The 13,070-nt window shown below is 33.0% G+C and carries 10 protein-coding genes; 9 read left to right on the forward strand and 1 reads right to left on the reverse strand.

The genetic code is table 11. The features are described from left to right. The first annotated feature begins 686 nt into the window (after nucleotides 1-686). From DWB64_RS18795 to DWB64_RS18805, 3 genes are read left to right on the forward strand one after another with little or no spacing between them, the layout of a single operon-like run. Nucleotides 687-1,130, forward strand: a complete 444-nt coding sequence (locus tag DWB64_RS18795) for a LytTR family DNA-binding domain-containing protein (RefSeq protein ID WP_129489767.1) — start codon at nucleotides 687-689, stop codon at nucleotides 1,128-1,130. Between the two features lie 5 nt (nucleotides 1,131-1,135). Beyond that, nucleotides 1,136-1,576: a hypothetical protein gene (locus tag DWB64_RS18800; protein WP_129489768.1), complete on the forward strand. Its 441-nt coding sequence runs from the start codon at nucleotides 1,136-1,138 to the stop codon at nucleotides 1,574-1,576. A gap of 20 nt (nucleotides 1,577-1,596) precedes the next feature. Next, nucleotides 1,597-2,373, forward strand: a complete 777-nt coding sequence (locus DWB64_RS18805; RefSeq protein WP_129489769.1) for a class I SAM-dependent methyltransferase — start codon at nucleotides 1,597-1,599, stop codon at nucleotides 2,371-2,373. Between the two features lie 679 nt (nucleotides 2,374-3,052). Here DWB64_RS18805 and DWB64_RS18810 read toward each other — a convergent pair. Next, nucleotides 3,053-3,583, reverse strand: coding sequence for a TetR/AcrR family transcriptional regulator (locus DWB64_RS18810; RefSeq protein WP_129489770.1), 531 nt, complete (start codon nucleotides 3,581-3,583; stop codon nucleotides 3,053-3,055). 126 nt (nucleotides 3,584-3,709) lie between these two features. Here DWB64_RS18810 and DWB64_RS18815 point away from each other — a divergent pair, with 126 nt between their 5' ends. From DWB64_RS18815 to DWB64_RS18840, 6 genes are all read left to right on the forward strand, one after another. Beyond that, nucleotides 3,710-4,573: a type 1 glutamine amidotransferase domain-containing protein gene (locus DWB64_RS18815; RefSeq protein ID WP_206736703.1), complete on the forward strand. Its 864-nt coding sequence runs from the start codon at nucleotides 3,710-3,712 to the stop codon at nucleotides 4,571-4,573. A gap of 9 nt (nucleotides 4,574-4,582) precedes the next feature. Beyond that, nucleotides 4,583-5,035, forward strand: a complete 453-nt coding sequence (locus DWB64_RS18820) for a DUF4345 family protein (RefSeq protein WP_129489771.1) — start codon at nucleotides 4,583-4,585, stop codon at nucleotides 5,033-5,035. Continuing rightward, nucleotides 5,028-6,845 (forward strand): arylsulfatase, encoded by a 1,818-nt coding sequence (locus DWB64_RS18825; protein WP_164980502.1) that lies wholly within the window; start codon nucleotides 5,028-5,030, stop codon nucleotides 6,843-6,845. Before DWB64_RS18820 ends, DWB64_RS18825 begins: the two co-directional genes overlap by 8 nt. Before the next feature lie 56 nt (nucleotides 6,846-6,901). Then, the gene (locus DWB64_RS18830; protein WP_206736704.1) at nucleotides 6,902-8,095 is read left to right on the forward strand and encodes an anaerobic sulfatase maturase; all 1,194 of its coding nucleotides are present in this window, start codon (nucleotides 6,902-6,904) and stop codon (nucleotides 8,093-8,095) included. Between the two features lie 452 nt (nucleotides 8,096-8,547). Beyond that, a complete protein-coding gene (locus tag DWB64_RS18835; RefSeq protein ID WP_129489774.1) occupies nucleotides 8,548-9,366 on the forward strand; it encodes a hypothetical protein in 819 nt (272 codons plus the stop codon). A gap of 505 nt (nucleotides 9,367-9,871) precedes the next feature. Further along, complete coding sequence (locus tag DWB64_RS18840) at nucleotides 9,872-12,529, forward strand: AAA family ATPase (protein ID WP_129489775.1); 2,658 nt, start codon at nucleotides 9,872-9,874, stop codon at nucleotides 12,527-12,529. Nucleotides 12,530-13,070 lie beyond the last annotated feature (541 nt).

A 13,070-nucleotide genomic window follows, 5' to 3' on the forward strand; every position in this document is an offset into this window, starting at 1 on the left:
ATGAGACCTTCTTGTTGAGGTTGTTCTTTTTTCAATCATCAGCGGAAGGTTGAGTAAAAATTATACAATAATAGGTTTTTTATCTATATCAAGAACAAGCTCAAGTGTGTTAATGCAACGCCAGTGATTTTTTTATCAAGATATATTATAGTATACCAATTTTACCAACAATTACATCGGTTGATATAGAAATTATAGAAAGTTATAGAATTTCTGATTTGTAGGGATGAGGTATTAACTCTGTTTTAGTCAAAAGAACCTTATCATAATAAGGTTCTTTGGATATGATATTATTACTGTCCCCAAAAGTTAATTATTATGATCTTGTAAAGCTGTTACTAAATAATATTTTACTTTTATTAGTAGTAAGATTAAAAATGCAGAAACAGAACACTCTATCTACTTGAGTATTTTACCAAACAAGCACTTTGAAGAGTCTTCGGATTAAAAAGCCAGAGGATGGATGCAAAGATTTCTCGAAATAAAATATAAATGCTTTTTAGCATGTTATTGCTATGGGTAAAATATTTGTGACATGGTCATATACCAAAGATAGTAATGATGCTAGTATAAAAAGTAGGCACTAAGTTAAATGTTGCAACTCAAGTATGAATTATAGCAACTTATGTATTTTGAGTAGAGAATTAAAAGAAAACATATTATTATAATAACAAAGGAGGGATTTAGTGAAAGTTACTATTATAGAAGAAGCAAATACACAAACAGAAATTATTATAAAATGTAACTCTATTGATGATGAGATTCTTTCATTAGTTGAAAAACTTAAAAAGTTCAAAGAAAAAATCCTGGTATACAATGATAAAATGCAGACTTTATTAGTTCCAATTAAAGATATTTTATATTGTGAGTACGTAGATAGAACTGTATATTTATATACAATAGACAAAATATACATAACTAATGATTCACTAAATGATCTTGAGGAAAGTAAATTATCAGAGGATTTTTTTAGATGTTCAAAGAGCTTTATTATAAATATATGCCATATACAGTCATTTAAAAGTGATTTAAGTGGAAGATTAATTGCAACACTTACAAGTGAAGAAAAAATTTGTATATCTAGACATTATTCAAAAAAATTCAAAGAGAAATTATATCAGATGAGGTGATAAAAATGAGTTTATTTAAAAAGATTTACCTATGGGGATTTGATTCGAAACTTTATACAGGATTATATTTTATGATTTTTATGATTTATATAGGTGGTATTAAATATTTCTCAACAAGTACCACATCAATAGAATTATCTACAATGCTAGAAGTATGGATTGTTTGTATAATTATTTCGTTTTCACAAACTATATTTTTGAACAATTACTTTGATTCAAAAGAAGATATTGAATTATTTAAGTGCTTAATGTGGATAATTGGTTCACTAATCGTAATACTGATAGTATCTATTTATGGAAAATGGTTTGAAAAGACATGGACCTATGCAGTATTTACAACACTTGTGTTATTGTCACTAAGTTCGGTTTTATTAGGACTAATATTTGACGCAGAGTATAGTACTACAAAATTAAATAAATCATTGAAGAAGTATAAAAAACATTAGTAATATGGAGGTAAAACAAAATGAATTTATCAAACGTTTCAAAGACAGCTATTATAACAATGACATGTCGTTCTGCACAAACAGAGAACCCTAAGTCAGATTTCAATGATCCAATGTCTGTTCAGAGTCTGAGAAGATTAACTGACTTAGCATCTGAATCAGAAAAGAAAACCATTCAAAAAATTAAAAAGATGTATGGTAAATATTCAAAAAAGGAAGCGCAGTCACTTGTTAAGCGAGTTAGTAGTATAGATCGTATTATAAATGACTATATATTAAATAATCAAGATTGTACTGTCATTAATATTGCGTGTGGTTTTGACACTAGATATTGGAGATTGGACAGAAGAGATTGTACTTATATTGAGCTTGATCTTCCTGAGGTAATCGATCAGAAAAAAGCGTTGTTAGGAGACCAGATAAACTATAAAATGATTTCATCATCAGTTTTAGATTTTGATTGGATAGACGAAGTTACAAAAGAAAGAAATAGTAATTTCGTACTTGTAATGGAAGGCCTACTTATGTACTTTAAAGAGGAAGATGTGAAAAAGCTTCTGGGTGCAATATCTGAAAGATTTTCTAATTCTCTGCTTGTGACAGATGCGTTAGATAAGAAACTTACTGAAGGTCTGTATAAAAAAATTGGTGATTGGTCTTCAAAACTTTTACTTGGTTTTGAATTGGGCTGGAACTTTGGATTTGAGAAGGCTGAAGATATTGAAACTTATGGAAACTATAGCCTTATAGGTGTAGAGGGTAAGCAACCATATGTAATTACAGCATCAATTAAGTAGATTGAAATAACTAATTGAGTAGCTTCCTATTGTGCTTATGCAGTAAAGTTGTAACATCATTTTATAGTTTGATCTCCTTTACATCTTGATATTTCTTTGGGTGTCTTAAAATGTGTGTAGAGGAAAACTTCCCTACATTTTCCCAACAAAGTTATAGATTGATATCAGTTAATACAGAAGTAATAGGAAGAAAACCTACCTTTTTCAGACGTTATAGAAATTATAGCAAGTTATAGAATAGAATCTTTGATTCTGTTCGTCGGGGGTTCGAGTCCCTCACGGTGTGCCAGAAGCATTGGAACTCCTAAGTTTTACTTAGGGGTTCTTCTTTTATTGTCTGAAAAACTGATAAAATCCTGATATTTCCCAACTATTTTATCGGACGATATAGATATTATAGAAAGTTATAGAAATTCTGATATGTAGGGTAGAGTGAATATTTCGCTCATCGAGAGCCACTGTTCAGGTGCTGTTCAAGTGAGCAAGTGGCTCCGTTAAGTCCGTGATGGTGGCTCTAAGAAAGCGAAATATTCATAGAGCATAATTTCTTATTACACATGTCCAGTAATTTGACATAGATCCAATGTTCAATTTTTAACCTTTGGGATACCAATATAGGGAAGAATCTGATATGAGAATATATAAAAGTAGAGGATATGATAAACCTCTACTTTTTTAGTTACTCATTCATACATAGTAAAGTCAGAACTTTCATTATTTTTCTAGTCATTTCTTTAGCAGTTTCATCAAAATCACTGATAAGCCATTCTTTCACCATATTATGAATGCCGCCTGAAATGAACTGTATCGTATATTTATCTGGATAGATGTTTAAATATTTGGATGCCAGTGTATTATTGGATTCTTTTTTTAGGTCATAAATTATGCTAGTGATTTCTTCACTATGAATTAGAAGTTTTGCATGTGGCAAGCTTCTTAGTACTATAAATCGATTGAGTATCTCGGATTCAAGGGTAAGTTTTTTAATCTTTATCTGATCTTCTTGCATCATTTTCATGACATTCTTAATTTGGTATGTGATGATATTTTCCTTACACTTGAAATGTCTGTGAATAGTCATTCTAGAAATACCTGCTTTGTCAGCAATTTCAGCAAGTTTAATGTCATCATAGGATTTTTCTTTAAGCAAAGACAAAAAAGCATCAACAATAAGACCTTTTGACTCCTCTACTTGACTTACTCGTTTCATGTTACGTTTCTCCTTTAAAAGTATCAGATAATGAAATAGTATTGAAAGCTAATGCTATCTCATGTATTATAACACATAAGTTGTTACGTTGTAACAGATATTGTTGAATAGAAAGGTTAGGTAAAAATGAAAGTAGGTAGAAAGAAAATGATATTAATGATAGTTGGTATAATAGCAGCCGTATTGCTGGTATTAGTTTTAACAGGTCCAACAATTATGCAGGCTCTAGGATTGCATCCTGAGTACGATGGTCCTACATATAAAGCCGAAGGTAAAAGAGCATTGATTATAACGACAAGTCATGGCGTATTAGCTCCTGTAGGTGAAACTGATGGGAAAGCTACAGGCGTATTTGGTTCTGAATTGACCCACCCGTATTATGCATTCTTGGAAGCTGGAATGGAAGTGGATGTTGCTAGTATTAAAGGTGGAGAAATTCCTATAGATCCTCAATCCTTTAATTACTTCATAATTTCTGATGAAGATAAGAGATACAAAAAAGACAGTGTCTTTCAAGCTAAGGTAAAGAACTCACTGAAAATTGATGACGTCGACTTTACAGCTTATGATACTATTTTTCTAGCTGGTGGTTGGGGAGCAGCTTATGACTTAGCGCAATCAGATGTTCTTGCTGAGAAAGTATCAGAGGCTTATTACTCAGAGAAAGAAACAATCATTGGTTCTGTTTGTCATGGTTCATTAGGGCTTGTAAGCGCTAAAGACAAAGAGGGGAATTTACTAATAGAAGGCCGTCGAGTAACAGGTGTTACTAACGCTCAACTTGAAGCGTTAAACATCATGGTGACACCACTACATCCTGAAACAGAGTTGAAAAAATCTGGAGCTATATATGAAAGTAGTACTGCTTTTAATGACCTGTTTGCTACACATGTAACTGTGGACGAGGAAGGACGTTTTGTCACTGGACAAAATCAAAATTCAGGTATGGAAGCTGCAGTTAAGATTACAGAAATACTATCAAATAAATAGGAGTTGTCTATGGAACAGAGAAGTAATAAAGTTAAAGCACCTTCTAAAGATGTAAGTTTTTTAAAAAAGGCAAGAAAACATCTGTTTACAATTTTCATCATGCTACCAGGAATTTTGTTCTTGTTTCTAGGATTTCAGTGGTTGGTTGCACCGGAAGATGCAGCCGCTGCACTGATGATGCCGTTATTAAATGGAGCTGGCCTTAATAGTCAAATCGGTGATATCGGTGGACTTTTCCTTGGTATGGGACTTTTGGTTATGGGTGCAGTCACAACAAAAAAATCGGATTTGCTATTATCAGTTTCAGTGCTATTATCTTGTATAGCAACATATCGTTTAATTTCTTTTGCCCTATGTGATGCAACGCTTATTGTTCAAATGTTTGTTGTAGAAACGGTAATAGCAATTTGGTATTTAGTTGCTTCAAAAAAAATGAATGAGAGGGAGCAAAAGAATGCATAAGTCCAAAATACTATCAACTCTTCTAGTATGTAGTACATTGACAATTAATTCATTTTCATATGCTGCTACTGCATATTCTAAGGATGACTATTTGGATAAGATAAATCCTCCAGACGATCCGAATGTTGTTGTTATCCTAGTCGACGATCTAGGTTTTACAGATCTAGGTGTATATGGTAGTGAAATAAAAACACCTAACATTGATAGGTTAGCGAATCAGGGAGTTAAGTTTTCTAACTTTCACACGTCTGCAAGCTGTGCACCCTCAAGAGCAATGCTCCTTACTGGGGTAGATAATCACTTGGCAGGTGTGCCAAATATACCAGAAGCGCTGCCACCAGAACAAGCATCAGAAGACAATTATCAAGGTGTTCTCAGTAATAATGTTGCAACGGTTGCATCTATCTTAAACGATGATGGTTACCATACTTACATGACAGGGAAATGGCATCTTGGGAAAACAAAAGAGAATTTGCCCTACAATAGAGGTTTTGAACGCACACTATCAATGGCTGATACGGGTGCTGACAATTGGGAGCAAAGACCATACATGTCCATGTATGATCATGCTCATTGGACCAAAGATGGTAAGGAAATACAACTGGAAGCACCTTTTTATTCTTCTGAACTTTTAGTCGATGAAATGATTGGCTTTATTGACTCAAATATGGATGATGGAAAGCCATTCTTCTCATATGTTTCTTTCCTAGCGGTGCATATGCCCGTACAAGCGCCAGAGGAGTTCACTGACATGTACTTGGAAACTTATGAAGAGGGCTGGACTGCCTTGCGTGACAGTCGTTATGGTTCTGCGAAGGAAATTGGTCTGGTTCCAAAGGACAGTGACATGCTTCACCATGATTTCATAGATGATTGGGATGATTTAAGTGAAGAAGAAAAAGAGTTTGAGGCCAAAAGAATGGCGGTCTATGCAGGCATGGTATCAGCTATGGATTATAATGTTGGTCGCTTAATAGACTATTTGGAAGCCGTTGGGCAACTAGAGAATACAATTTTCATTATCACATCAGACAATGGTCCAGATGGTGCCAGTATGGCAGATAGTGAAATACAATCAATGGGCTATACACACAATTATCATGACTTAGGAGAAATTGGCAGTTTTAATTATATTGATCAGAACTTTGCCAGTGCAGCAGCTTCGCCACTGACCTACTTTAAGTTTTATTCCGGTGAAGGTGGACTTCGAGTGCCGCTTATTTTCACAGGTCCTGGTATTGATAAGCGTGAAGGTTTTCAAAATGCCTTTACTCATGTAACCGATATTACCCCAACTATCCTTGAAATGACAGATACAGAGGCACCTGAGGGGAGGTTCTCGGGTAGAGAAGTTGAACCTATAACAGGAAAAAACCTTACCCCAATTTTGAAAGGGACAAAGGATTCTATATATTCAGAGGATGACTACGTGGGATATGAGGTTGCAGGAAATCTAGCCTTGTTCAATAATGGCTATAAGTTAATGTTGAATCGTCCATCTCTGGGTGATAGTGAATGGTATCTATTTGACATAGTGAATGATCCTGGTGAAACTAAGGATTTAAAATATGACAATCCTGTTCAGTTTCAACATATGATGAACTTGTATCAACGTTATACCAAAGAAAAAGGTGTGTTACCTGTACCAGATAATTATAACCAAATATACGAAGTAAGTCAGAAGATAGGACGTAAAAAATTAGGTAATACACTGGTTGTACTGATTCTTGTTTTCCTTACTACAAGTATATTCGCCCTGTTTGGGAGACAAAAGAAAATCTTGTATAAAGAAACTGAAAAAATCTCTTAGAGGAGTAAGAAATGATTGATATCAGGTTCTTTTTACATATGATAGGAGACTAAATCATGGATACTTTTCACCTGATGGCAAAGCCTGCAGGACCTGCATGCAATCTTAACTGCACTTATTGCTTTTATCTTGAGAAGAAAAAGTATTATAACCAAGGCAAGACTTCTATGAGTGATCGTGTTTTGAAAACATATATCAAGAAGTACATCCAATCTCAAAAAAGGCAGAGTGTAGTGTTTACCTGGCAAGGAGGAGAACCAACCTTGCTGGGACTTGACTTCTTCAGAAAAGTCGTGAAATATCAAAAACAGTTCAAGCAAAATAAAATCATATCAAATTCTCTTCAAACAAACGGGACTTTGATCAACGATACATGGTGTCGTTTTCTAAAAAAAAATAAATTTCTAGTAGGTATCAGTCTAGATGGTCCCGAGGAGATTCATAACATTCATAGAAAGTACAGTAGTGGTAGTAGTACATGTAGCCATGTAGAGAAGGCTATTAAGCTTTTACAAAAGTATGATGTGGATTTCAACGTCCTTACTACTGTAAATGATATAAACGTCAAAGAATCCCAAAAACTTTATGACTACTATAAGAGAATGGGTATTAAGTACATTCAATTTATTCCTATTGTGGAAAGATCAAGTGAAGAACCTGATAATGTTACGAATCTGAATCTTTCCTCCCCTGAGGACCTAAATAGTGAAAACCAAGTTACGCCTTGGTCTGTTGATCCGGAGCGTTATGGTAATTTTCTTGTTGAGATATTTGACAGATGGGTACGTAATGATATAGGGAAAACATTCTATATGAATTTCGAATGGGCCTTAAGTGCTGTTATTCATGGTGTATCAGGTAGCTGTCATTTTGCAAAAAAATGTGGTAGTGCTGGGATTGTTGAACACAACGGTGATGTCTACTCATGTGATCACTATGTATATCCTTCAAATAAAATTGGAAATATACTTCAAGATGATCTATCATTAATTTTCAATTCAAATAAGCAAGAGATTTTTGGAAATGAAAAGCAAAAGGGGCTAAGTGAAGAATGTATAAACTGTCAAGTCCTTCATCTCTGTTACGGCGGATGTCCCAAACATCGATTTGTTGAAGGTCAGAACTATTTGTGCAGTGCGTATAAAAGGTTCTTCACACACATTAAACCATATGCAGAAGCAGCTAGAGACTTAATCAAACAAGGGAAACCATTAACAGATTTGATGATGATAAGAATAATTGATAAGTAAGTTCTGGACTCAAATTCAAGTTCTAGTAATTATTAGTTTCTACATGGGCAGTGGTAAAAGAAAATATATGAAAGTTGTGTTAAGGTAGTTTTCAAAAACTTCCCAACATTTTCCCAACAAAGTTATAGATTGATATCGGTTTATACAAAGATTATAGGCTAAAAACCGAGTTGTTTCAGACGGTCCTGATAAACTAAAGTTGTAACACCAGGTGATAGTTTGATCTTGTCTACATCCACACAAATTGAAATCATTATGTGAAAAGGATCGAAAGCTAATACAGCTGGTCCTTTTTTATTTCACACTAATTAGAGACTAGTGTTAATCTAAGAAATACTCAAAAATTACTTGGATATATATGATAAGATTAAAGAGACACTCGCACAACACATTGGGTTAGTTGATAGAAAATATGAATTAGAGATGTTGTATATTTTAGATAAGGAGGGGAATTGAGTTTAACTACACTTTTACAAAGACCAGAAGTAAAAGCAAAATTTAAAGAGGAGTTTATTAAACCACGTTTTAAGTACAATAAAGAATTATTAGCAGAACCATTGACTAATAATTATAGCGTGATTGGTGTTGCATTTGATTATTTGGCGAGATTTCATATTGAAAAGGTGAATTCTCATCATAATGTTAAATCAAGGCAGTGGATTGCAGAAACATATGTTGAAAGGTCATGTCTTCTTCCTTGGAAAGAAGATGCATATAATATGATTATTGAGGAAGTTAAGTATGCAAAAGAAGAGTTTATGGTTGAAGGGATTGTTGATGAATTTCTGATTAAACCTCTTATTAAGATGTCCAGAATTGATATGATTCATCGTTCAGCACAGAATGATATTGATGTGTTTGCTGAAGTCGATTCAAAAGATATAGAAGACATTCAAAATTTGTATAACGTTTTTAAACAACAGGATTGGGTCGCTAAAGATGTTTGTTATTTAAATCCAGTTTTTGGTGAAGCTTCATTAATGGTTGGTGGTGCTGATGCCGATTTAATTTTTAACGATGTGTTAATTGACTTCAAAACTATTAAAAAAGCAGGGATGACTCGTACCAGTTTTGACCAACTCATGGGATATTATCTCTTAAATGAAATTGGTGGCATTACAGAAAAAGGTAAAATCCAAACAATAAATAGTGTAGCAATTTATTCGTCTCGATATGGAGAAATAATGAAAATCGATATTGAAGATATCTTTGACACAAATCGACTACCTGAACTAAAATCATGGATGAAAGAAGTTTCCAAAAAGAAATAAAAGAGATTCATCAACAACTCCTATGACCTCTATTCAGATGACAATTTAATTCATGAAAATAAAGATACCTCTCTGTATGAACTTATATAATTACTGCCCTACCATATTGGGAAAAAGTACGTCGTAAAATCGCTAAAGTCGATTAATACCAACGTGTCGTCGAAAGGAATATGCTCATTCAAATGGCAGAAAAATTATTTTATATTGACCATACTTTTACAAAGGTATGCGTAAATTTTAGTTAGTCATACAAATTGAAAGATTTACTTGAGTATTAAACAGATAATCATGTAGAATTTCTGTAGTGATAGTTTACACATTATTTATCTGCGACCTAGTTACAACACATGTCGAGTGTTGCTCACTACTAGTGAAGAAATAGTAAAAAGGTACTTCGTTAATCTGAAGTACCTTTTTAAGTTGCTTCTGAATATTGCGATAATTTTCATGAAGTGATACCATATAATGGATAATAAAAATATTATTATGGTAAGGGGGGAGTTAAATGTCTACAAAAAATGAGTTCCATAAATGGGTGAACCAATTAGAAAGTAAAGATTTGAGTGACATAGATTGTAAACTTATCAATATTCTAACCGACAATTTTGATATTATTGAACCATTATCAACTGCTGGAGGATCTAGGGCTAAAAAGTTAGTAGATTTAATTACCAGTAATCATGAAACTGCATCACCAGAACTTAATCTCACTAAATCTGAAGAAGCAGAAGCGAAAGGAGATAATCTGAAGATAGATAGCTTAAATATTGGTCCTTTTCGTGGATTTGTATCAGAAGAGAAGTTTACTTTTGATAAAAAGTATACATTCATATATGGGCCAAATGGTTCTGGTAAATCAAGTTTTTGTGAAGGTCTTGAGTTAGCATTATTTGGAGATGTAGAAGAAGCTAGAGGAAAAAGAATCAAACTCGCTGATTATATTGAAAATGCAGATGTAAAAAAATCAGAAGTCCCAAAAGCATTTGGCAAGAATGAAGACAAAGAACTAATTCAAATTATTCCTAATAGCCAGCTTTACAGGTTTTCATTTTTTGAAAAGAATCGAATTGATAGTTTTGCTAGAATAACAGCTGAAACAGCAAGTGCGCAGAAAGATAGAATAGCTACTTTATTTGGTCTCGATAGTTTTAACAAATTTGTAGATGGATTCACAGAGAATTTTGACAAATACTTGTCAACAAATAACGTTAAGGAAAAAAAGTTTTCTGAGGTATCTGTTAAGTATGAGCAAGACAAAGTAAACCTCCAGAACTTAAAGCGTGATTTAGAAAAGTGCAATAAGGATATAAAAGACCTTATTAGTGAAATAAATAGAGAAGATGTGATTACTAAAGCTGATATAGAGTTATTCTTAAAAGGAGATGAGAATAAACAAGGATATCTTAATGAACTTCAGAAATTGAATGTGGAGCAAATTCCAGAAAATCAAGATGTAAAAATATTTGATGAATTTTTCTTGTTTCCTGATCGAGTTAACAAACATATCGAGTGCTATAAAAAGTCTCAGGAAGCTTTAACGAAGGAAGCATCAAAGGTTGATTATAAAGATCTTTATAGTTCGATTATATCATTGAGACAACATCAGGAAGGCCAAATGACGAAATGTCCTGCGTGTAAAACACCACTGGACAAAGTTGTTGTAAATCCTTATGAAAACGCGTCATTGGAATTAGAAAACTTTAAAAATATTATTGCAATTCAATCAGAATTCAAATCAAGTGGTGAAAACATAATTAAACTATTTAGTGACTTCAAGCGGTTTATAACCACTGTTAATAAGGATACAAAGGTTAATGTGGATTTAGGAATTTATACAAATAAAAGTGAGCTGAACATAGATGATCTTTATGATTCAGTGATATTGAATCAATTGCTGTTTAGTGATGAGAATAGACAATTATTTAGTGACCAACTGAAAGCTATTATGCAACATATCGAAAATGATAATAAAGTTAAATCAGAGAAAAGAGCATCAAAAATCAAAATTGAAGATGACTTAAAGAAATATCAAAATTACTATGATAAGCTGATTGGCATTAATTCCAAGGAAGAAGACTATTGTGAGAAAATTGGTGAAGTTGAAAAGAGGATATTTGATTTTGAGAATGAAAACGAAAAAAATCTGAAGGAGATCGAAAAAGAAAAGGAGATTATCTCTACTAGAAAAAAATATTTGGATTCATATGCAAAGCTACTAGATAATCTGAAAAGTTATCGATTGAATCTTCCTAAAGACCTTGCATACGGACTAGCTGATAAGGTTAAAGAGTATTATAATATAATTAATAGTCATGATCCAGAATTTGAACTAATTGAGGAGTTAATACTACCAATTAAATCAGGAGATATAATTGGAGTGAAGTTTCAAGGTGAAGAAGTAATTCATGATGCGTTGTATATTTTAAGCGAAGGACATATTAAGGTTTTGGGTTTAGCAATACTGCTCTCAAAAGCAGTAAAAGAAAATTTAGGATTTTTAGTATATGACGATATAGTAAATGCAATTGATGATGATCATCGTAGTGGAATAGCAGAGTTATTGATGGGGCATTCGGATTTTATTAATCGACAACATATTCTTACATGTCATGGTGAGCAATTCATCAATAAACTTGAGCATAAATTGGGTGCATCATTAGCATCTAAAGAAGTAAAGAGATATAGATTTGTGCCTTTAGATATGCAAACTCAAAGAGGTATTAAGATTTCAATTGGTGATCCTAAACATTATTTATTGCAGGCAAAGCAAGCAATAGAAATTGATTCTCGAAAGAAAGCCGCCTCTAGTTGTAGACAAGCGGTAGAAAGCATTGCAGAAAAATTATGGAAGAAGATTTCTAAAGAAAAGAATGTGAGCCTTTCTGTGAAGTTGCGAGGACCGGGAGGTAAACCGGATTTAGCAAGTTTAATTGATTCATTAAAAAAGGAGCTAGGAGCAATTGATAAATCAACGGAGATTTATTTGTCTCTTAAAGAACTAAAAGAGAAGTATAACTGGGCATTATTAAATAAAGGTACTCATGAAGAGGATGCTTTACCAGAGTTTGACCGAAAAGATATTTTGTCTTTATATAAATTAGTAACAAAAATTGAAGGAGAAGTAATAAAAATTAAGTTTACTACAGAAGTAGTTAAAGAATAAAGAGCAATATAGAAAACCATTCATCAATGATGATGGGGGGGGTTTTACAAGCCAAAAAAACACCTGACTTTATAAGTATTATTAACAACAGTTTTCATCTTTATACAAAATTACTTAGAGATAATAAGTCATATTTTTCTTGACACCTTAGGGTGTCTTTTTTTATAACTTATTTACATACATGGGTATAATTGAAGTTCAAAATTGCTGAATAGCAGTAAGACAAGAAGAAGGTCTTATTATCATTGCTTTAGCAGGTACATCAATAGATCGTATTTAATATAGATTGATTATGCATATACTTGCTAAATAGAGCCACCGTTCCGATTGAAGTGAACCCATTTAAGTAGACATCGGAACGGTGGCTCAAAATGGTCCGGAATATGCAGTTATAGAAATTCTGATATGTAGGGTCACTAGCGTTGCATAAAATTCATTACACAAATAGAAAACATTAAATTAACATTTTTGCATAAATAAGTATTTAAAAGCGTATAAAAAATCCTTATAATAGATGTATGGAGCTCAAATGAATGGTCTC

The organism is Fusibacter sp. A1, from assembly GCF_004125825.1.
In the GTDB taxonomy this organism is placed as follows: Bacteria; Bacillota; Clostridia; order Peptostreptococcales; family Acidaminobacteraceae; genus QQWI01.

Excerpts from the sequence above, each read along its gene's own strand:
- DWB64_RS18840 (WP_129489775.1), top strand. The coding sequence starts at position 9,872 with ATGTCTACAAAAAATGAGTTCCATAAATGGGTGAACCAATTAGAAAGT.
- DWB64_RS18830 (WP_206736704.1), top strand. The coding sequence starts at position 6,902 with ATGGATACTTTTCACCTGATGGCAAAGCCTGCAGGACCTGCATGCAAT.
- DWB64_RS18810 (WP_129489770.1), bottom strand. The coding sequence starts at position 3,583 with ATGAAACGAGTAAGTCAAGTAGAGGAGTCAAAAGGTCTTATTGTTGAT.
- DWB64_RS18805 (WP_129489769.1), top strand. The coding sequence starts at position 1,597 with ATGAATTTATCAAACGTTTCAAAGACAGCTATTATAACAATGACATGT.
- DWB64_RS18800 (WP_129489768.1), top strand. The coding sequence starts at position 1,136 with ATGAGTTTATTTAAAAAGATTTACCTATGGGGATTTGATTCGAAACTT.
- DWB64_RS18820 (WP_129489771.1), top strand. The coding sequence starts at position 4,583 with ATGGAACAGAGAAGTAATAAAGTTAAAGCACCTTCTAAAGATGTAAGT.
- DWB64_RS18825 (WP_164980502.1), top strand. The coding sequence starts at position 5,028 with ATGCATAAGTCCAAAATACTATCAACTCTTCTAGTATGTAGTACATTG.
- DWB64_RS18815 (WP_206736703.1), top strand. The coding sequence starts at position 3,710 with ATGAAAGTAGGTAGAAAGAAAATGATATTAATGATAGTTGGTATAATA.